The sequence below is a fragment of the Reyranella humidisoli genome (assembly GCF_019039055.1).
In the GTDB taxonomy this organism is placed as follows: Bacteria; Pseudomonadota; Alphaproteobacteria; order Reyranellales; family Reyranellaceae; genus Reyranella; species Reyranella humidisoli.
This window is the reverse complement of record NZ_JAHOPB010000003.1, coordinates 299,298-318,931: the sequence shown is the minus strand read 5'-3', so window position 1 is coordinate 318,931 and position 19,634 is coordinate 299,298. Positions and strand designations below refer to the sequence as shown.

11 protein-coding genes are annotated in these 19,634 nt (G+C 66.5%); all 11 read right to left on the bottom strand.

Annotated elements, in window-relative coordinates:
* Window positions 1-2: 2 nt before the first annotated feature.
* The 11 genes from mazG to KQ910_RS24965 all read right to left on the bottom strand — a co-directional run bounded on the left by mazG (window position 3) and on the right by KQ910_RS24965 (window position 19,596).
* Window positions 3-851 carry a nucleoside triphosphate pyrophosphohydrolase gene (gene mazG / locus KQ910_RS25015; RefSeq protein WP_216966445.1) on the bottom strand — a complete coding sequence of 283 codons (849 nt, stop codon included), beginning with the start codon at window positions 849-851 and terminating at the stop codon, window positions 3-5.
* A 74-nt stretch (window positions 852-925) separates the two neighbouring features.
* The gene (locus KQ910_RS25010; RefSeq protein ID WP_216966443.1) at window positions 926-1,582 is read right to left on the bottom strand and encodes a hypothetical protein; all 657 of its coding nucleotides are present in this window, start codon (window positions 1,580-1,582) and stop codon (window positions 926-928) included.
* Window positions 1,583-1,666: 84 nt separating this feature from the next.
* Window positions 1,667-2,437 carry an MBL fold metallo-hydrolase gene (locus KQ910_RS25005; protein WP_216966441.1) on the bottom strand — a complete coding sequence of 257 codons (771 nt, stop codon included), beginning with the start codon at window positions 2,435-2,437 and terminating at the stop codon, window positions 1,667-1,669.
* Window positions 2,428-3,216, bottom strand: a complete 789-nt coding sequence (locus KQ910_RS25000) for a TatD family hydrolase (RefSeq protein ID WP_216966439.1) — start codon at window positions 3,214-3,216, stop codon at window positions 2,428-2,430. Before KQ910_RS25000 ends, KQ910_RS25005 begins: the two co-directional genes overlap by 10 nt.
* 1 nt (window position 3,217) lies before the next feature.
* Entirely contained in the window at window positions 3,218-4,825 is a 1,608-nt protein-coding gene (metG, locus tag KQ910_RS24995; protein WP_216966437.1) for a methionine--tRNA ligase, read from the bottom strand.
* 173 nt (window positions 4,826-4,998) lie between these two features.
* Window positions 4,999-6,129, bottom strand: coding sequence for a DNA polymerase III subunit delta' (locus tag KQ910_RS24990; protein ID WP_216966435.1), 1,131 nt, complete (start codon window positions 6,127-6,129; stop codon window positions 4,999-5,001).
* A 3-nt stretch (window positions 6,130-6,132) separates the two neighbouring features.
* Entirely contained in the window at window positions 6,133-6,771 is a 639-nt protein-coding gene (gene tmk, locus KQ910_RS24985) for a dTMP kinase (protein ID WP_369408442.1), read from the bottom strand.
* Window positions 6,768-8,063 (bottom strand): D-alanyl-D-alanine carboxypeptidase family protein, encoded by a 1,296-nt coding sequence (locus KQ910_RS24980; RefSeq protein ID WP_216966433.1) that lies wholly within the window; start codon window positions 8,061-8,063, stop codon window positions 6,768-6,770. The genes tmk and KQ910_RS24980 overlap by 4 nt, the downstream gene beginning before the upstream one ends.
* Window positions 8,047-9,051, bottom strand: coding sequence for a septal ring lytic transglycosylase RlpA family protein (locus tag KQ910_RS24975; RefSeq protein ID WP_216966431.1), 1,005 nt, complete (start codon window positions 9,049-9,051; stop codon window positions 8,047-8,049). The genes KQ910_RS24980 and KQ910_RS24975 overlap by 17 nt, the downstream gene beginning before the upstream one ends.
* A gap of 132 nt (window positions 9,052-9,183) precedes the next feature.
* The gene (locus KQ910_RS24970; RefSeq protein ID WP_216966430.1) at window positions 9,184-10,071 is read right to left on the bottom strand and encodes a lytic murein transglycosylase; all 888 of its coding nucleotides are present in this window, start codon (window positions 10,069-10,071) and stop codon (window positions 9,184-9,186) included.
* A 45-nt stretch (window positions 10,072-10,116) separates the two neighbouring features.
* Window positions 10,117-19,596 (bottom strand): M10 family metallopeptidase C-terminal domain-containing protein, encoded by a 9,480-nt coding sequence (locus tag KQ910_RS24965; protein ID WP_216966428.1) that lies wholly within the window; start codon window positions 19,594-19,596, stop codon window positions 10,117-10,119.
* Window positions 19,597-19,634 lie beyond the last annotated feature (38 nt).

The window sequence follows — 19,634 nt, the reverse complement described above, 5'->3', positions numbered from 1 at the left end:
GCTCAAGCCTTCGACTTGGCTTCCTGCCAGAGCGTCTCCATTTCCTCGAGACTGGCGTCGGCCGGCTTGCGGCCAGCTTCGGCCAGCCGGCGCTCGATATGGCGGAAGCGCTTCTCGAACTTGTCGTTAGTGGCCCGGAGTGCGACCTCGGGATCGACCTTGCAGTGCCGGGCAAGATTCGCGACCGCGAACAGGACATCGCCCAGTTCGTCGGCGACCTTGGCCTGTTCGACCTTTCCGGCCTCGAGCTCGGCGCGCAACTCGTGCAATTCTTCCTCGATCTTGTCGATGACCGGGCCGATCGTGGCCCAGTCGAAGCCGACCCGGGCGGCACGCTTCTGGATCTTCTCGGCGCGCATCAGGGCGGGAAGGGCGCGCGCCACCCCATCGAGGGCGCCGGCCGAAGCCTCTGCCGCCGCGCTGCCGTCGCTGGCGGCCTTGGCCGCCCGTTCGGCGGCCTTGCGGGCCTCCCAGGATACCGTCTGGGCGTCGGCGGTCTTGATGTCGAGGTCGCCGAAGACGTGTGGATGGCGATCGACCATCTTGTCTGCGATCGCGGCCGCCACGTCGTCGAAGCCGAACGCCTTGGCCTCGCTGGCGATCTGGCTGTGATAGACGACCTGGAGCAGCAGGTCGCCGAGTTCTTCCTTGAGCGCCGGGAGGTCGTCTCGCTCGATGGCGTCGGCGACCTCGTAGGCTTCCTCGATCGTGTACGGCGCGATGGTGCGAAAGGTCTGGTCGATGTCCCAGGGGCAACCATGCTGGCGGTCGCGCAGCCAGGCCATCACCGCGAGCAGCCGCGGCAGCGGTTCCTTGGGCAGGGATTCCGGGGTGGGTTTGCCTGAAGTCATGGCGTCGGACTCATTCCCAATTATCGTATAATATATATTATGACAAATATAGACTATCTATAATATACATGGCTCTACCAGTCTATCCGCATGTTCTGCGTTATCAACGCCAGGAGTTGCAGGCCGCGGCTCGCCTCGTTGGCCGGCATGCCGAGCGTCACCAGGACGCCGACCTTGGGGTTCCGCGGATTGGGCACGACCAGGTCGAATACGGTGCGCGGACCGCTGTCCGTCGGTCCCTTGGGCACGTTCTCGTAGACGATCACGAAGCTGCCGTCCCCGAGTTTGCGGGCCTGCGCCTGGACACCCGGCCGGCGGGCCTTCATCGAGCCGGTCTTGGTGGCGGTGTAGTGCTCCGCGTCCTTGACGCCCTCATAGGCGAAGTCGACCCGCCAGACGATCAGCCGGATGCGCTTGTCGAGCGTGTAGGCGATGCCCCGCTCCTCATCCTCGTTCGCCTGCCAACCCATCGGCAGCAGCAGTTCGACCTTCACCGAGCCGAACCGAAGCCGGACGGCCTGGCTGGCCTGGTCGATGCCGAGGACGCGGGTGAAACTCTGGCTGGTGCCGCCGCCGATGCTCTGCTCGCCGCGGGTGTAGCTCGAGCCGTTGTCAGGCGTGCCGAAATCCCGAAACGTGAGCCCGCCAGCATCCAGCCGGTCAGCCGCCAGGGCCGCGAACGGAGCCGCCAGCGGGGCCAGGCCGAGCGCTACGGCGACCGTCAGGAACATCCGGCGTCCGGACTCCTTTCGTTTCCGCTCGCGCGTCAGGTGAGAATCGTCCGATATCCATCTGGAATATAACAATTCTTCACCCTAGAGATCGATCTGGAGACCGTCATGGCAAGGCGTCACGTGGTCCGGCGTCGTCCGGTCGACTTCCGCATAGTCCATATCGACATGCATGTTGGTCAAGAAGGCCCGGCGCGGCTTCAGCCGTTCGATCCATTCCAGCGCCCGGTCGAGATGGGCATGCGTCGGGTGCGGCCGGTAGCGCATGGCGTCGACGATCAGCACCTCGACGCCCTCCAGCAGCGCCAGCGATTCCTCCGGCAGCGCCACCACGTCGTTGGCGTATCCCAAACCGCCAAAGCGGAAGCCCAACGACGGGATGGTGCCGTGATCCTGGAGGAACGGCACAACGGGAAGGCCGGCGGCCGTGAAGGGGCCCTCGATCACCGTATGCTGATAGATCGGATTGTAGAATCCCGAGCCCTCGGCCTGGAAACAGTAGCCGAACCGCCGGAGCAGCACCGCATGGGTGCGCGCATCCGACCACGATTCGATCTGGCCCTGGCGCAGCGCATAAGGCCGCAGGTCGTCGATACCGTGGACCTGATCGGCATGGTCGTGGGTCCAGATCACCGCGTCGACCCGCTCGACCTCGGCGTCGAGGAGCTGGCTGCGGACGTCGGGCGAGGTGTCGACCAGCACCGTCTGGCCCTGGTCCTGGACGAGGATCGAGCAGCGCCGGCGCCGGTTGCGCGGGTTGCCCGGGTTGGCCGCCCCCCACTCGCCCTTCCCGCCCTTGCCGCCTGGCCGCGGAACGCCCGCGGAGGTGCCGCAGCCCAGGATGGTCACACGCACCGGGAACGCTCCGCCTTGGTGAACAGCCGGAAGAAATTGTCGGTCGTCGCGGCCTCCAGTTCGGCCAGGCTGACGCCCTTCAGTTCGGCAACCTTGGCGGCCGTGTGGGCGACAAAGGCCGGCTCATTGGTCTTGCCGCGCTTGGGGATCGGCGCGAGGTACGGAGCGTCGGTCTCGACCAGCAGCCGGTCCAGCGGCAGGTCGCGCACGATGGTGCGCAGATCCTCGGCGGCCTTGAAGGTCACGATGCCCGAGATCGACACGTAGAGACCCATCGCCATCGCGCGCTCGGCGACGGAGCGGCCCGAGCTGAAACAGTGGATCAGGCCGGGAAAGGCACCCTTGGCGTATTCCTCCTCCAGGATGTCGCCGGTCTCGGCGTCGGCGTCGCGCGTATGGACGATCAGCGGCAGGCCGGTCTGGCGCGCTGCCGCAATATGCGCGCGGAAGCTCTCGGCCTGCTCGGCACGCGGGCTGTGCTCGTAGAAGAAGTCGAGGCCGGTCTCGCCGATGCCGACCACCTTGGGATGGCGGGCAGCTTCGATCAGCCGGTCGGGGGTGCGTTGCCCCTCCTCCTTCGCCTCGTGCGGATGGACGCCGACCGAGCACCAGATATTGTCGTGCCGCTCGGCGATCGCCCTCACCCGCTCGAACTGGTCGAGCCGCGTGCCGATGGTCAGCATGCCGCCCACGCCCGCCGTACGGGCGCGGGCCAGCACGCCGCTCTCGTCGGAGGTCAGCTCCGGGAAGTCGAGATGGCAGTGGCTGTCGATCAGCATGTCAGCCGGCGACCTTCGGCTGCTTCGGTGCCTTGGGAGCCTTAGCGGGTTTGGCCGGCGCGGCGGGCGCCGCCGGCTCGATGAAGCGCGGGAAGACGCCCTGCGGCGGCGGCAGAGCCGTGCCGGAGACCAGCTCCTGGTCGAAGGCCGCAAAGACGCGCTTCTCGGGCGGCACAGCGAGCTGGTCCAGGATCCTCGCCGTCGAGTCGGGCATGAAGGGCTGCACCAGCAGGGTGACGCGCCGGATGGTCTCGGCCAGCACCCACAGGACCATGTCGCGCCGCACCGGATCGGTCTTGGCCAGCGCCCACGGCGCCTGCGCGTCGACATAGCGGTTGGCGTCGGCGATCACTTCCCAGATCGAGGTCAGCGCCTTGTGGAAGGCCTGCTCGTCGAGCTCGGCGCGCACGATGGCCAGCAGCCCGCGCGCGCGGTCGAGCAGCGCGGTGTCGGCGTCGACCAGGTCACCCCTGGGCGGAACCTGCTCGCCGCAGTTCTTGGCGACGATCGACAGCACGCGCTGGCAGAGATTGCCGTAGGCGTTGGCGAGGTCGGCGTTCATGCGGCCGATCAGGGCGCGGCGCGAGAAGTCGCCGTCGTTGCCGAACGGTACCTCGCGCAACAGGAAGTAGCGCACCTGGTCGAGCCCGTAGGTCTTCACCAGCTCGACGGGATCGATAACGTTGCCCAGCGACTTCGAGATCTTCTGGCCTTCGTTGGTCCACCAGCCGTGAGCGAAGACGCGCTGCGGCGGCGGCAGGTCCGCGGCCATCAGGAAGGCCGGCCAGAACACGCAATGGAAGCGGATGATGTCCTTGCCGACCATATGGAGGTTGGCCGGCCAGTACTTCCACAGCGGGTTGGTCTGGTCGGGGTAGCCGCACTCGGTGATGTAGTTGGTGAGAGCGTCCAGCCACACGTACATGATGTGCTTCTCGTCGCCGGGCACCGGGATGCCCCAGGAGAAGCTGGTGCGCGACACCGAGAGGTCCTGCAGGCCGCCCTTCACGAAGCTCAGCACCTCGTTGCGCCGGCTGTCAGGACCGATGAACGAAGGGTTCTTCTCGTAGAACTCGATCAGCCGGTCGGCCCAGGCCGAGAGCCGGAAGAAATACGACGGCTCCTCGACCCACTGCACCTCGGCGCCGGTCGAGGTGGCGCGACGCTTGTTGTCGGCGCCGACCTCGGTCTCGCCCTCGACGAAATAGGTTTCGTCGCGCACCGAGTACCAGCCGGCATACTTGCCTTCGTAGATGTCGCCTGCCTCGACCAGCTTCTTCCACAGCGCCTGGCAGGCCGCGTAGTGGCGCGGCTCGGTCGTGCGGATGAAGTTGTCGGGGCTGTAGTTCATCACGCCGATCAGGTCGCGGAACGACTGGCTCACCTTGTCGGTGAAGGCCTGCGGCGGCAGGCCCGCGGCGGCGGCGGCGGTCTCGATCTTCTGGCCGTGCTCGTCGGTCCCGGTCAGGAAATGGACGTCACAGCCGTCGAGCCGCTTGAAGCGAGCGAGCACGTCACAGGCGAGCGTCGTGTAGGCATGCCCGATGTGGGGCACGTCGTTGACGTAGTAGATCGGCGTGGTGACGTAGTAGGTGCGGTTGCCCGACATGACGACTGAACTCCGGACTGACATGACGCCCCTACCGGGGAATGAGACTCAAGCGCGTTCAGGCCCGCATTCGTTCGCAGGGCAGCGAGTCTCTGATGTCGGACCGGGGCAACATGGCCGGTCTTTTCCCATGCCCATCCGCGTGGATCAAGACTTCGCCCCGGTCGACGGGCTCAGCGCGCCGCACCCTGGAGCTTCAGAAAGCTGCCCATCACGGTCTGCTTGCGGTCGAGATTGACCGCGTCGGCGCGCGAAAAGAGCCGCCCGACCTCGTCTGACGCGTCCATCCAGCGATCGACGCTCGCAGCGCCGAGCAGGCGCGCGCGGAGGCCCACCTCCATCGGCACGACGGCTGCAGCTTCCGTCGTGAGCGCGGCCTGGCGCACCAACCCCTTGAGCCAGCCGTCGAACAGGTAGTTCAGGGCGCGCCAGTCGGCGTTGGCCTCCTCGCCGCGCTTGGCGAAGCGCTCGGCGAAGGCGTGCAGCCTCGGCATGTCGAGGTCGGGCAGGGTCGCCAGCACCTCGACCATCTCGCGATAGAGTTCGAGGCTGCCCGCACCCGCCAGTTCCAGCGCACGGCCGATGCTGCCCTCGGCGAGAAGGGCCAGCGCCCTCCTCTCCTCGTCTTTCGTCTCCGGCGCATAATCGCCCAGCAGCTTCACGACCGTATCGTCCTTGAGTGGCTGCAGCGTCAGCCTGCGGCAACGCGAGCGGATGGTCGGCAGCAGGCGGCCCGGCGCGTGGGAGACGATCAGCACCACCGCGTTGGGCGGCGGCTCCTCGAGGATCTTCAGCACAGCATTGGCGCTGTTGCGGTTCATCTCGTCGGCCGAGTCGACGATGGCAACGCGCCACTTTCCCATCGCCGGCGTCATGTGCATGAACTCGCCGAGCCCGCGCACGTCGTCGACGGCGATCTCGGCACGAATGCGGCCGGTGTCGTGATTGAGCGCGCGACGCAGATGGAAGAGATCGGGATGCGAGCGCGCGTCGATCAGATTACGGCCCGGCGCGTCGCGCGACACGTCGAGGCTCTCGGGCCCACCGCCGAACAGCCCGCCCTGGTCCTGGCCCGCCAGCAGGAAGCGCGCGAAGCGCCAGGCCAGCGTGGCCTTGCCGATGCCGCGCGGGCCCGTCATCAGCCAGGCATGGTGCAGCCGCCCGCTCTTCTGCGCCGCCAGCAGCGTCTTCTCGGCCTGGTCGTGGCCGACAAGCCGGTCGTTGCGCCACGGCGGCGGCCAGCCATATGGCCATTCGAGCTTTTCCAGTTCGGCCGGATCCGAGGGCGTCTTGCCTCGCGCCACAGCTCAGGCCCCGAGATGCTTGTCGAGCGCCGCCTCGATCGCGCGCGCGATGTCGTCAATGCCGGCCGTCGCGTCGATCACGGCGCAGCGCGCGGGATCGGCTTCGGCGATGTCGAGGAAACCCTTGCGCACGCGCTCGTGGAATTCCCGCGGCAGCGATTCATAGCGTGTCTCGGTGCCGCGGCGAGACGCAGCACGCTGCAGCCCGGTCTCGACCGGCAGGTCGAGGATCAGCGTCAGGTCGGGCCGGAAGTCGCCGACGGCCACGTCGTAGAGCGTGCCCAGCATCGCGCGGTCGATGCCGTGGCCGTAGCCCTGATAGGCCATGGTGGAGTCGGCGAAGCGGTCGGAGACGACCCAGGTGCCTTGCCCGATGGCGGGCAGAACCGTCGTGCGCAGATGCTCGCGGCGCGCCGCGAAGTGCAGCAGCGCCTCGGTCACACCGTCCCAGCGCTCGGCCGGTCCCTCGACCAGCAGCTTGCGGATCATCTCGGCGCCCGGCGCGCCGCCAGGCTCGCGCGTGGCGATGCACTTGTGTCCGCGCGTCTCGATCAGCGCCTTGAGGCGGGCGACCTGGGTCGACTTGCCGGCCCCTTCTCCGCCTTCCAGCGTAATGAAGAGGCCGCCGGCGTCATCGCTCACGACAGCCAGCCGAACATGTAGTGCTGGATCATCGTGGCGACGCGGCCGAACACGCCCATGCGGGCCACGTCGGCGCCGGCCTCGAGCGGATACTCCACCGTTCGGTTGTCGGGCAGCGTGACGACCGCGGTGCCGAGCTTCGTGCCCTTGACGATCGGGGCCGAGATCGGACCGTCGAAGCGCGCAACGACGCGCGGCGAGGCGGTCTGGCCGGTCGGCATCGTGATCTGCACGGCCTTCGGGATGACCAACGGCACCTTGTCCTGCGCGCCCAGCCAGACCGGCGCCTCGACCACCGTGTCGCCGGCCCGGAACACCGTCGTGTTGGTCGATTCGCGATAGCCCCACTCCATCAGGCGCGCGGTTTCCTGCGCGCGCTCGGCCATCGAGGCAAGGCCGTTGACCACCAGGATCAGGCGGCGTCCGTCGCGCACCGCCGACGTGGTCTGGCCGTAGCCCCCCTCCTCGGTGTGTCCCGTCTTGAGACCGTCGGTGCCCGCCACGGTCTTGAGCAGCCGGTTGCGGTTCTCCTGGCGGATGTTGTTGTAGGTCCAATTCGTCTCCGCATAGTACTTGTAGTACTGCGGGTAGTCGTCGATCGACCGCCAGCCCAGCACCGCGAGATCGCGCGCCGTCGTGTACTGGCCTTCGGCCGGCCAGCCCGACGAATTCTTGAACACCGTCCGCGTCATGCCGATCTCTCTCGCGCGCTTGTTCATGCGCTCGGCGAAAGCCTCCTCCGAACCGGCCAGTCCCTCGGCCACCACGACGCAGGCATCGTTGCCCGACAGGATGATGATGCCCTTGATCAGGTCCTCGACCGTGGCCTCGCTGCCCAGTTCGAGGAACATGCGCGAGCCGCCCATGTTGCGCGCCTTCTCGCTGACGCGGAAACGCGTGTCGAGCTTCAGCCGGCCGGCCGCCAGTTCGTCGAAGAGGATGAAGATGGTCATCATCTTCGACATCGACGACGGCGGCATCGGCGTCTCGGCGTCCTTGAACAGGAGCACCGTCGAGGTCTGCGGATCGACCATGAAGGCGTGGCGCGCCAGCGTGCCGATGCCGACCTGCGAGGGTGGTAGCTGCTCGACCTTAAGGGCGGCTGGGGCGGCGGCGGCCGGTGCGGCCGCCTTCGGCGTCGCGGCGGGCGGCTTGGGCTTGGCCGGCGGCTTCTGCTGCTGGGCCGGCCGCTTAGGCGGATCCTGCTGGGCATGGACCACCGCCGGGAGACCCGCGAAACTGGCGACGGCCAGCATCGCGACGAGGGCGCGCAGATCAGTCAGCAACGACACGGGCATCCCCATAGCCTGAACGCTTGAGCCGGTCGGCGACAATGCCGGCCGCATCGGAAGTGGTATAGGGCCCCAGCCGCACGCGATAAACATCGCGTCCGTTGGCGGACCGCTGCGAAACCTCGGGATTGCCGTAGCTGCGGACGGCGCCGCGCTGGCGCTCGGCATTCTCCTGCGTCGAGAAGGCGCCGACCTGCACGAAGAAGCCGCTGGCCCCGGACGCGGGTTGGGGCGCGGGCGCCGCAGTCGAGAGCGAGGCGATGGTCGGCGGCACCGCGCCCGAGGCCGACTGGGGCGCGGGAAACGGCGTGCCGTTTCCGCGCGGTGGGCTCGCCTGCACGGTCTGTGCGGGAGCCGGCGGCGCAGGCGGCGGTTCGTAGGCCGCCTGCTGGGCGACCATGACCTGCGGCGGTGGAGCGGCCGGTACGGGCGCTGGCGCGGGAGCCGGTGAGGCGGCGGGCGCGCGCTTGCCGCTCGCGAGCTGGGCCAGCGCCTGCTGCTGCTCGGCAGGACCGCCGCCACCCAGGGCGATCTCCTTCACCGTCGTGCTCTCGGTCGAGAGCTGGTCGATGCGGACCCGCGCCGTGCCCTTGCCGATCATGTCGATTTCCTGCGCCGCCGTGCGCGACAGGTCGATCACGCGGCTGCGTGCGAACGGGCCACGATCGTTGACGCGGACGACCGTGCTCAGGCCGTTGTCGAGGTTGGTGACCCGCACCACCGCCGGCATCTGCAGCGTGCGATGGGCGGCCGTGCGGTCGGCCTGGTCGTAGCGCTCGCCATTGGCCGTCGACTTGCCGTGGAAGCCCGGCCCGTACCACGAAGCGACTCCGGTCTCGGTGAGGGTGAAGGTCTCCTGCGGCGTATAGGTGATGCCGTCGATCTTGTAGGGCTTGCCGATCTTGTAGGTGCCGCTCTGGGCGACGCTCCCGCTCGCCCCGCTTCCCCCGCCCTTGTTCGACGATCCGCAGGCCGCGACGGACGCCATCACCGCGATCGCGCCGCAGAGGCGGAGGGTCTGGAGAGCTGGAAATCGCTGTTTTACCAACGCTAGCGGCATGATGTTCACATCATACATCATCTTGGGCGGCCAGTGGAGCGGCCTCCTGGGGCTTTTGCGTCAGGCGGCGATCCGGTCCGACAGGAGCCCCACGGCGAGAGCGAAGAAGTCCGACTGGTTCCAGCGCAGGATGACCTTGAAGTTCTCGGTCGTGGCATAGGCCGGTCCGCCGGCCCCCGCCGGTCGCACAATGCGCGTTCCGGCCCCGCCCTGCGCTCCGGGCGGGATCTCGTCGCCCCAGCGCAGGCCCGGTCGCCAGCCCACTTTCCGGAGGTAGTTCACGATCGAGGCGAATACATCGACCTTGTTGGTCCAGATGTCCTTGCGGCCGTCGCCGTCGCCGTCGGCGGCGTAGGCGATGAAGCTGGTCGGGATGAACTGGCACTGGCCCATCGCGCCGGCCCACGAGCCCTTCATCGCGTGCAGCCCGATATGGCCTTGCGACACGATCTTGAGCGCCGCGATCAGCTGCTCGCGGAAGAACTTGGCGCGGAAGTTGTTGTGCACCAGCGTGGCCAGCGCCTCGACCACTTCGAAGTCGCCCAGCCGGGTGCCGTAGTTGCTCTCGATACCCCACAGCGCGACGGCGACCGACGGCGGCAATCCGGCCGGCCCGGCGAAGCGCTCGATCGTGGCGCGGTTCTCCGCCAGCAGGGCACGGCCGCGGGCCACCCGCTCGGTGGAGACGACGCGGTCGCGGTAGGTCTCCCAGCTCATCTTGAACTCGGGCTGGTTGCGCGCCTGCTCCATCACCCGCGGAACCTCGCGGATGTCGGCCAGCGCCGCGTCGATCGTGCCGCGGTCGACGCCGGCCCGCAGCGCCTCCTGGCGGATCCCCTCGAGGAAGGCCGGCGGAAAGCGCGGCCCCGACGTCTGAGCGGCGGCGGGAAATGCCAGGGGAAACGGGGCGAGCGCCGCGCCGGCGCACAGGAGTCTGCGGGTGATCATGCGGCCTCTTTGCCGGTCAATCTTGCAGACTCTATGGCATCCCCGTCAGACGATGAGAAAATCGTTCTGCGTCAGCGCAAGCCCCGTCGACAGCATCGCGAAGGCCTTGGCCGCCCCGCCCCCCATGCCATCGGCGTCGTAGTAGAGGCTTCCGTTCGCCGAATCGTAGACGATGCGATCGTCGGCATCGTGCGCTGCACTGCCGATGTGGAACGCCACCGCACCGACCAGCGGCTGCCCCGCGAACGCGGTGAAGATCGCATCGTCGAGCGCGATCCGGTCCACGCCGACGGCGAAGTCGAGGATCGAATCGACGTTCGTCGGTCCCAGCGCGGTGCTGAACACGAACGTATCGGCCCCGGTACCCCCCATCAGCGCGTCGCTGCCGGTGTTGCCGTCCAGCCGGTTGGCCGCCGTGCTGCCGTTCAGCGTGTCGTTGGCCGAGCCGCCGATCAGGTTCTCGATGTTGCGGATCGTGTCCTCGGCCACGCCGCCGACAGTAACGGTGCTCACGCCAGCACCTGCGAGCGTCGCGGAAACTGCAGCTGACTTGTCGCTGTAGTCGGCTGCGTCGATACCGGCGCCGCCATCCAGTAAGTCCGCGCCACCGCCCCCCCGCAGGAAGTCGTCGCCGGCGCCGGCCTCGAATCGGTTGAAAAGTCCGTCGCCGATCAGAGTGTCGTTGCCCGATCCACTGAATACATACTCGATATTGACGATCGTATCCTCGATCACGCCGTTCACCCTGACGTCAACCGGAGTAGCTCCGGCCAGGCTGACCGCTACGCTGACGGTCTTGTCGGTGTAGTCGGCGGTATCGATGCCGCTCCCTCCATCGAGAACGTCCGCGCCACCGCCGCCCATCAGCACGTCATTGTTGAAGCCTCCTTCAAGCCGGTTGGCAAGCGCGTCGCCGGTCAGCATGTCTTTGCCAATGCCGCCGCTGATGTTCTCGATGTTGCGGATGGTATCCTCGGCAACGCCGTTCACCATGACCGTGGCCGGTGCCGCGCCTGCCAGGGTCACGACGACCGAAGCCCCCTTTTCGCTGTAGTCCGCGGTGTCGCTGCCCGCACCGCCATCGAGCACGTCGTTGCCCGCGCCGCCCATGAAGCGGTTGGCGAGCAAGTCGCCCGTCAATGTGTCGGCGGCGGACCCGCCAGTCACGTTCTCGACCCTGCGGATCGTGTCCTCGGCCACGCCGCCGACCGTCACGGTGCTGACACCCGCGCCTGCGAGCGTTGCAGAAACCGCAACTGACTTGTCGCTGTAGTCGGCCGTGTCGATACCGGCACCGCCATCCAGGAAGTCTGCGCCCCCGCCGCCGCGCATCAAGTCGTCGCCTGCACCGGCCTCGAAGCGGTTGAACAGACCGTCACCGACCAGCGTGTCGTTACCCGACCCGCTGAACACGTACTCGATGTTGCTGATCGTATCCTCGAGCACACCGTCGACCTTGACGCCGACCGGCGTTGCGCCTGCCAGTATGAGCGCCACGGCAACAGTCTTGTCGCTGTAGTCGGCCGTATCGATGCCGATTCCCCCGTCGAGGACATCCGCGCCGCCGCTGCCCATCAGCACATCGTTGTTGACCCCTCCTTCGAGACGGTTGGCAAGCGCGTCTCCGGTCAGCGTGTCCTTGCCGTTGCCGCCGACAATGTTCTCGATGTTGCTGATCGTATCCTCGGCAATACCGTTCACCATGACCGTGACCGGCGTCCCGCCGGCCAGGGTCACGACGATCGAGGCCGCCTTTTCACTGTAGTCCGCGGTATCGCTGCCTGCACCGCCATCGAGCACGTCGTTGCCCGCGCCGCCCATGAAGCGGTTGGCGAGGGTATCGCCGGTCAGTGTATCGACGCCTGACCCGCCAATCAGGTTCTCGATGTTGCTGATCGAATCTTCAGTCACGCCGTTCACCAGAACGTCGACCGCCGTCGCGCCGTTCAGCGTCGCCACGACCGGGCTGGTCTTGTCGCTGTAATCGGCGGTGTCCATGCCAATCCCGCCGTCGAGCAGGTCGCTCCCGCCGGCACCCTTGAGCACGTCGTCCCCGGCACCGCCCTCGAGGTGGTTGACCAGCCCGTCTCCAGTCAGCGTATCGGCGCCGGAACCACCGATCACGTTCTCAATGTTGCTGATCGTGTCTTCGTAGACGCCGTTCACCTTTACGAGCGCACCCGTCGCACCGTTGAGCGTCAGCGCCACCGAGACCAGCTTGTCACCGTAGTCAGCGGTGTCGACGTCCGCGCCCCCGTCGAGCACGTCAGCTCTCGCGCCGCCCCTCAGGACATCGTCACCGACGCCGCCTTCGAGGCGATTGGCAAGACTGTCGCCAGTCAGCGTGTCGTCGCCCGATCCGCCCACGACATTCTCGATGTTGCGGATCGAATCCTCGACGCCGCCGCCGACCCGCACGTCAACCGCCGTGGAGGTCGCAAGCGCGACCACCACTGAGGCAGTCTTGTCGCTGTAATCGGCCGTGTCGACGCCCGCCGCACCATCCAGCACGTCGTCGCCGGCGGCACCCCGGAACACATTGGCGTACTTGTCGCCGGTGATGGTGTCGTTGCCGGAGCCGCCGATCACATTCTCGATGTAGCGTACCGTATCCTCGGCGATACCGCCCACCGTTACACTCGCGGGGGTCGAGGTTGCGAGGGTCAGCGAGACCGATACGGTCTTGTCGCTGTAGTCGGCCGTATCGACGCCGAGCCCGCCTTCGAGAGCGTCGTTACCTGCGCCGCCCTTCAGCACGTCGTCACCCGCACCGCCCTCGAGGCGATTGCTCAGGAAATCCCCGGTCAGAATGTCCGAGACCGAGCTGCCTATGACGTTCTCGATGTTCTGGACAGTATCCTCCAGGACGCCACCGACAACGACGCCTGCAGCGGTCGTACCGTCCAGCGTAACGACGACGGATACCGTCTTGTCGCCATAATTGGCGGTATCGAGGCCGACTCCACCGTCGAGGATGTCCTCGCCGCCGCCGCCCGTCAGTGTGTCGTTGTTGGCGCCACCAACAAGGCGATTGGCAAGCGCATCGCCGGTCAGCATATCCTTGTTGGATCCGCCGATCACACTCTCGATATTGCGAACCGTGTCTTCGGCCACGCCGTTCACCGTCACCGTGGCAGCGGTGGCGCCGTTGAGCGTCACGACGACGGCCGTCGTCTTGTCGCTGTAGTCGGCCGTGTCCATACCATCGCCGCCGTCCAGCGTGTCGAGGCCGAGACCGCCGACCAGCAGGTCGTCGCCAAGGCCGCCGCCCAGATCGTCGTTGCCACCGCCGCCGCTCAACGTATCGTCGCCGTCGGCTCCACGGATCGTGTCGTTGGCTCCACCGGCGCGAAGCACGAATTGCTCGACGCCGCTGTAGTCGACGCGATTGTAGTAGCGCGGGTCGTCGCCGAAGAAGGCGCCCGAATAGCCGTCCGCCAGGGATCCCGTAAAGCCGAAGGAGCCGAAACCGCGGTTGATCAGCGACCAGTCGACGATCAGCGTATCGCTGCCCGCCCCCATTGCGGCCACGTCGCGACCGCCCGTGACCGTTACGCTGTCGTCACCGTCGTTGGTTTCGATCTGGTCGTCGTGCCCGTGGGTCGAGGTGTTGGCCAGCACCGTGGACAGGGTCTTGACCACGTCATGGCCGGCGCCGGTCTTGAGCGTCACCGCCTCGATGCCACGCACGGTGGCGCCACCCAGATAGGTGAGTTGGACGCTGGTCCGGTTGAGGTCGATGTCGATGGCCTGCACGGACGTCGCGAAAGACTTGTCCGCCTCCCAGCGATCGTCGCCGATCCCGCCGTCGACAATGTCGATGCCCTTGCCGGTCAGCAGGTGATCGTTGCCGGCGCCGCTGGTGACCGTGTCGTTGCCGTCGCCGGTGCGGATGCCGTCATGGCCGCTGCCGCCCCGGACGATGAAATGCTCGACGCCGCTGAAGTCGACGCGGTTGTAGTAGCGCCAGTCGTCGCCGAAGAAGATGCCCGAGTAGCCCTCTTCCAACGATCCGGTCAGCACCACGCCGCCGGTGCCGACCGCATTGTAGGTCCCCATCGACCGGCCGATCAGCGACCAGTCGACCGTCAGCGTGTCGGTGCCGGCCCCCATTGCGACCAGGTCGCGACCGCCCGTGACCGTGACCGCATCGTTGCCGTCGTTGGTCTCGATCTGGTCGTCATGACCGTGGGTCGAGGTATTGGCGACAACGGTCGCCAGCGTCTTCACCGTGTCGTTGCCCGCGCCGGTCTTGAGGGTGAGCATCTCGATGCCGCGCACCGTGGCGCCGCCTAGATAGGTGAGCTGCACGCCGCTCCGGTTGAGGTCGATGTCGATGGCCTGGACCGACGTCGCGAACGACTTGTCGGCCTCCCAGCGATCGACGTCGACTCCGCCGTCGACGATGTCGATGCCCTTGCCGGTGATCAGATGGTCGTTGCCGGCGCCGCTGATGACGGTGTCGTTGCCGTCGCCGGTGCGGATGCCGTCGTTGCCGGCGCCGCCGCGAATGACGAAATGCTCGACGCCGCTGAAGTCGACGCGATTGTAGTAACGCCAGTCATCGCCGAAGTAGATGCCCGAGTATCCGGTCTCCAGCGAGCCCGTCAGCACGACGCCGCCGGTTCCGTTGACGTCGTAGGTACCCATGGACCGGTCGATCAGGGACCAATCGACTGTCAGCGTGTCGGTGCCGGCGCCCATGGCAACGGTGTCGTAGCCACCGGTGACAGTGACGGCGTCGTTGCCGTCGTTGGTCTCGATCAGGTCGGTATGACCATGCCTGCTGGTATCGGCCGTGACGGTCGCCAGAGTCTTGATCGTGTCGTTGCCCGCGCCGGTCTTCAGGGTCAGCATCTCGATGCCGCGCACCGTCGCGCCGCCGAGATAGGTGAGTTGCGCCCCGCTCAGGTTGAGGTCGATGTTGATCGCCTGTGCCGATGTCGCGAACGACTTGTCGGCCTCCCAGCGGTCGACATCGGCCCCGCCATCGATGACGTCGATACCCTTGCCGGTGATCAGATGGTCGTTGCCCGCGCCCGAGCTGACGGTGTCGTTGCCGTCGCCGGTGCGGATGCCGTCATGGCCGCTGCCGCTGAGGAAGTTGAAATGTTCGACGCCGCTGAAGTCGAGGCGATTGTAGTAGCGCCAGTCGTCGCCGAAATAGATGCCCGAGTAGCCCTCTTCCAGCGATCCGGTCAGTACCACGCCGCCGCCGCCAACCGAATTGTAGGTTCCGACCGATCGACCGATCAGCGACCAGTCGACGGTCAGCGTGTCGGTGCCCGCGCCCATGGCGACAGAGTCGCGGCCGCCGGTGACGGTGACGGCGTCGTTGCCATCGTTGGTCTCGATCTGGTCGTCGAAGCCGTGCGTCGAGGTGTTGGAGACGACGGTCGCGTAGGTCAGGACCGTATCGCCGGCTGCGCCGGTCTTGAGCGTCAGCATCTCGATGCCGCGCACCGTCGTGCCGCCCAAGTAGGTAAGCTGCGTGCCGGCCTGGTTGAGGTCGATGCTGATCGCCTGCGCCGACGTCGCGAACGACTTATCGGCCTCCCAGCGGTCGGAATCGGCGCCGCCGTCGATGACGTCGATGCCTTTGCCGGTGATCAGATGGTCGTTGCCCGCGCCCGAGCTGACGTTGTCGTTGCCGTCGCCGGTGCGGATGCCGTCGTTACCGTCTCCGGTGCGGACGATGAAATGCTCTACGCCGCTGAAGTCGAGACGATTGTAGTAGCGCCAGTCGTCACCGAAATAGATGCCCGAGTAGCCGGTCTCCAGCGACCCGGTGAGCACGACGCCGCCGGTACCGTTGACGTCGTAGGTGCCCATGGACCGGTTGATCAGCGACCAGTCGACGGTCAGCGTGTCGGTGTCGGCGCCCATGGAGACGAGGTCGCGGCCGCCCGTGACCGTGACGGCATCGTTGCCATCGTTGGTGTAGATCTGGTCGTCGTGACCGTGCGTGCTGGTGTTGGCAGTGACGGTGGCGAGGGTCAGGACCGTGTCGGCAGCCGCACCCGTCCTGAGAGACAGCATGTCGATGCCGCGCACCGTCGCGTCACCGAGATAGGTGAGCTGAACGCCGGTCCGGTTGAGGTCGATGTCGATGACCTGCGAAGCCGTTGCGAACGACTTGTCCGCCTCCCAGCGGTCGCTGCCGGAGCCGCCGTCGACGATGTCGATGCCCTTGCCGGTAATCAGATGGTCGTTGCCGCCGGCGCTCGACACGATGTCGTCGCCGTCGCCGGTGCGGATGCCGTCGTCGCGATCGGCGCTCTTGATGTCGAAGCGCTCGATGCCGCTGAAGTCGACCCGGTTGTAGTAGCGCCAGTCGTCGCCGAAATAGATGCCCGAGTAACCCGCTTCCAGTGATCCTGTCAGAGGCACGCCGCCGGTGCCGTTTACATCGTAGGTCCACATGCTGCGGTCGATCTGCGACCAATCGACGACCAGCAGATCGTCACCCGTGCCGGCGCTCAGCGTGTCACGGCCGGCGATGGTCTTCAGCACGTCGTCGAGCGCGCCGCCGGCCAGTGCGTCGTTGCCGATGCCGCCGGTAAGCTCGAACCGTTCGACGTTGGTGAACGTCGTCGTGTAGTAGTAGTGGGTGGTGACGTAGTGGCCTTCAGTGAAGACGGTCACCGAGTGCGAGAAGCTCCGGTAGGTGTCGTCCTCGCCGACATTGCGATAGATGTCCCGCTGCGAGGCCGACCAGTCCATGATCAGCGTATCGCGGCTCCCCGCCCCGCCGTCGAAGGTCGCGCCGTAGGATGTCGCGAAATCCACCGCCAGCGTGTCGTTGCCGCCGAAGCCCGCGAAAGAAGTGTGCGTGCGGCTGTAATAGGGATCGTCCACCGGGTTGACGATCGTGCCACGGACGTCGAGGAAATCGTCGCCGTCGCCGGCCTCGAGGTTGAGCGCCTCGATGGAGATGAGCTGCGTTCCGTCACCGAGCGTAACGCTGCCCGAGCCCATCGTGTCGACGAGCCGGATCGTGTTGTTGCCGCCGCTCAGTTTGAGCGTCGCACGGTCGAAGCCGTCGCCACCGTTCAGAAGATCAATGCCGCCGCCACCCACCAGCACGTCGTCGCCGCCGTTGCCGATCAGGATGTCGTCGAGGCCGCCACCGCGCAGCGTGTCGCCGGCGGTGCCGCCGGTCAGTTCGAAACGCTCCACTTCCTTGAAGTAGAGATACTGGGCGGAATCGCCCACGATGGCGGGCGTGCGCTCGTAGCTCTCGGCCATGCCGATTTCGGCCGAATTGCTGACGTTCAGCCCGTGATAGATGATCGCGGTCGTCGCCGCGTGCCAGTCCATCACCAGCGTGTCGTTACCCGAACCGCCGTCGAAATGATCGTTGCCGCCAATGTCGTCGAAGATGGCGCGGTCGTTCCCGCCGTGGCCGTACACCACGTCCGACCCGGTGCCCGGACTGAAAGTGTCGTTGCCGTCGCTGATCGGATCACGGTCGTCAGCCTTGGGCTCGCCAGAATCGACGCGATACATGCGGACGTTGTCCAGCAGAGTGCCGAAGCCGTCGGCTGCGCCGATCTCGGCGAAAATGAGTTGGTTCTTCTGAACCCCGGCGCCCGCACCGCCAGCGATATCGATGTAATGGGTGACGTAGTTGACCGTCGGGTCGACATAGGTCTGGTGCGTCTCGAACCAGGTGAGCTTCGTTCCGCCCCAGTAGACTTCGAACCGGGCGGTCGTCGCGGCGTCGAACTTGCCGGCCTCGAACGCGAGGCGATACAGCACGCCGTCCTCGGCCCCGCTGACCACCTGTGTGATGCTGGTGTTCGAGCTGGCGCCGTAGCTGTCCAGATCGATGGCATACTTGCCCGCGAAGGGTGCCACCCCCACCGCACTGGTCGTGACGAGCTCACGCCCGAAGCCCGACAGCACGCCCCAGCCCTCGAGCTCGCCGACATACTCGCTGTAGCCGTCGGCGCCGACGTCGACGCCTCCCGCTATCTCGAAGCCGCCGTTGAGGATCAGGTTGGTATCGGCGCCGTAGAGGTGGTCGTTGCCCTCGTTGCCGACGATCACGTCGTCGCCCAGGCCGCCGCGTATCGTGTCGTTCTCGGCGCTGCCGAAGAGCGTGTCGTTGCCCTTGAGGCCTTCGATCGTGCTGCCGCCGAGGCCGCTGGCGGCGACCAGCCGGTCGTCGAAATTGCTGCCGATCAGGTTCTCGATCGAGGTGAAGCTGTCGCCCTCGGCATGGCCACCCGATGGCGCGCGCGTGTCCTGGCGACCGAGATCGATGTCGACGGCCTCATTCGAGCGCACGAAGGTTACGGTGTCAGAACCCGCCCCGCCGTCGAAGGAGTCCGCGCCGGCGCCGCCGTCGAACATATTGTCATGCTCGTTACCGACCAGCGTGTCGTCACCGTCGCCGGTAATGGCCGTCTCGATAACCGTGCCGAAGGCGATGCCGATATTGTTGGTGAGGCCGCCGGCACTGCTGAAGCCGCCATCATCCAGGTCGACGTCCGCATCGTCCGCGAATCCCGAGAGATCGAGCGTGTTGCCCGTGCCCTCGTCGTAGATCGTGATGACCGGATTTGTGTTGATCGTGAAGTCGAAGAACTTGGCGATCGAGCCGGTGACGTTGGTGTTGAAACCGAACACTTCACCGCCGTCGAAAGGCGAAGACTCGGCCGCACCGTAGAGCCTCTGGATGGCGAGGATGTCGATCGGCATCCAGGTGGAGCCGGTCTCGATGGTCGTGCCGTCGTCGGTGACCCAGCGCGTGTCCTTGTAGTCATAGCTCGCGCGGTAGAGCGCCGTGGAGCGGTCATTCCAGCCGATGTAGGACATCGACGTCCACATGCGCTCGTCGTAGGCGCTGAACTGCTGGGTCGTTTCGTCGGCCGCGCCGTTGTAGGCGCCACCATGTCCGAGGCCCAGCACATGGCCGACTTCATGCAGGATCGTGTTTAGCCCGTAGGCTTCCGCTTCTGAGAATGAGCCGCTGAGATCGAAGCCGTACTTGGACGTCTCCATGTTGACGATCCACTGGCCACTGTTCTGGCCCAACGTGCTTCCGCTGCCCTGGGTGTGCGGGCCTCCGGCGTTCGCGCCGCTACCAGCGGCTCCGCGTACCAGCTTGACGTCGGCATTGCTCCCGCCCAGCGAGAAGGTGACGTCCGCCACGGCCTCCCACATGTCCATCGCGGTGATGAAGGTCTGCTTCTCGGTATCGGTGAAAGCCGAGGCGACGTCGAACGTGTAGGTGATCGACGCGCCGGTACCGGCGGTCGGCGTCCCCCACTTCTGCGCCGTATCGGAGGTGGCACCCCAATAAGATGTGTTCGAAATCGTACCGTCTGCGTTGACGCCCGTGATGAACGTGACTTCACGCTCGAAGTCGGAGCTGACGGGGACGGCTGCGGACGTCGGAGTGATGGACGAACCGCCGGGCGAAGCGGCCCCGGGCGGCGTGTCGGAAACGGCGAAATTCTCGAAACCCGCCCAGCCCCAGTGCGAGAGGCCCTTGCCGTCACCACAGAAGATACACATCGCACAGCCCCCAGGATTGCAGTCGCGCTAACCCTGCC